Source organism: Campylobacter sp. RM19072 (genome assembly GCF_024723485.1).
GTDB lineage: Bacteria > Campylobacterota > Campylobacteria > Campylobacterales > Campylobacteraceae > Campylobacter > Campylobacter porcelli.
On record NZ_JANQCU010000047.1, the window covers coordinates 1 to 1,330 of the forward strand.

General features: G+C 35.3%; 2 protein-coding genes and 1 pseudogene. All 3 read left to right on the forward strand.

Translation table 11 applies throughout. From position 1 onward, the window contains the following. A pseudogene (locus CSUIS19072_RS08375) lies at positions 1-280 on the forward strand (hypothetical protein); the annotation flags it as partial. Positions 281-282: 2 nt separating this feature from the next. Further along, entirely contained in the window at positions 283-684 is a 402-nt protein-coding gene (locus tag CSUIS19072_RS08380; RefSeq protein WP_086237830.1) for a hypothetical protein, read from the forward strand. A 9-nt stretch (positions 685-693) separates the two neighbouring features. Beyond that, positions 694-1,326 (forward strand): DUF4376 domain-containing protein, encoded by a 633-nt coding sequence (locus CSUIS19072_RS08385; protein WP_086237831.1) that lies wholly within the window; start codon positions 694-696, stop codon positions 1,324-1,326. Positions 1,327-1,330: the final 4 nt, after the last annotated feature.

Genomic DNA, 1,330 nt, shown 5'->3' on the forward strand with positions numbered 1-1,330 from the left:
TAAAAAGCGTGGTGGGTATGTAGCAGTAACTGGTGGGGCAATAGATTTAAATAATGGTATTAACTTTAGTTTAAATCTAACAGCAGCTACAAATATTACTGTAGCTAACGCAGCGGCTAATGTAGGTCAAACTGGTGAGATATTCATAGCTAAAGGGGCTAATATCCAAGCTTTTTCAGCACCATTTAACTTTAGGATAGCTCAAAGTGGCTTTGGTAATAATGAAGTGTTTAGCTACACGGTTTTAAGTAAATCATTAGTTAGAATTGTAAGGAGCTAGGGGTGCTATTAAGTGGTGGAATTTTAAAAATAAAAGATATTGATGGAAATGTGGTTAGTGGGGTTACTGGGAACTACTTTAATTTATTTAGTGCTACTTTTACCACTTGTGGGAAAGTTATTAATTTACCATCACAAGCAGTAGGGAAGAAGGGTTTTATGGTGGTTAAGACTACTTGTAAAATAGGTTTTACCTATCAAGGGGTGTCAAATGGTGCGGCTTTAAATCGAACTTGGTGGGTGATGAGTACTTCTAAACATCGCTATGTAGGTGAGATAGCAAACCATCAATATGAAATCGCTACTCTTCCTTCTACTATGATATACGAAGAGTATAACACAGGCTCAAAGGGGTGGCATACTAGCAGTACAAGATATAAGATAGAGATACTAATATATTACTAAGGAGTTTAAATGTTTTATGATATAAATAAAAATGAGCTAGTTAGTCTAGAAATATACTATAAAGATGTTGAATTCAGTGATGAAAACGGAGAAAAGCATCAAGGAGTTGATACATACTTTTTAGATAACTGCGATGATGAGACGCTAAGGTCTTTAGGTTTTGCTAGAGTGGTGGAGCAAGAAGCCCCAGCAAATGATGATATATATAAAGAACCATCTATTCTAAAGAGCTATGATGAAACTAAGAATATCTATAATATCAGCTATGAGATAGCAGATGTGAGCCTAGAAGACGCTAAAGAGATAAAGCTAGATGAGCTCTCAAGTATTAAGGCTACAAAGCTTTTAACGCTAAATTATGAGGGCAATGTATATCAAGTTGATAGCGATAGCAAGATAAACATAAGTGGTAAAATAAGCCAAATTCTACTATCTAGCTCTAGTGGGCAAGATACTGGGGCTATAAACTGGATTACTAAAGATAATAAAGTAGTAAGCTTTAGCAAGGAAGAATTTATGGCTTTTGGTGTAGCAGTTGCAGCTCATACTGAGATGATATTATTTAAGCACGACCAGCTAAGAACTGCTGTAAATAATGCTACTAACATTGATGAGATAAAAGCTATAGAGTGGGTGGATTAAGCTT

Coding starts and splice junctions, on each gene's coding strand:
- CSUIS19072_RS08385 (WP_086237831.1), top strand. CDS start 694: ATGTTTTATGATATAAATAAAAATGAGCTAGTTAGTCTAGAAATATAC.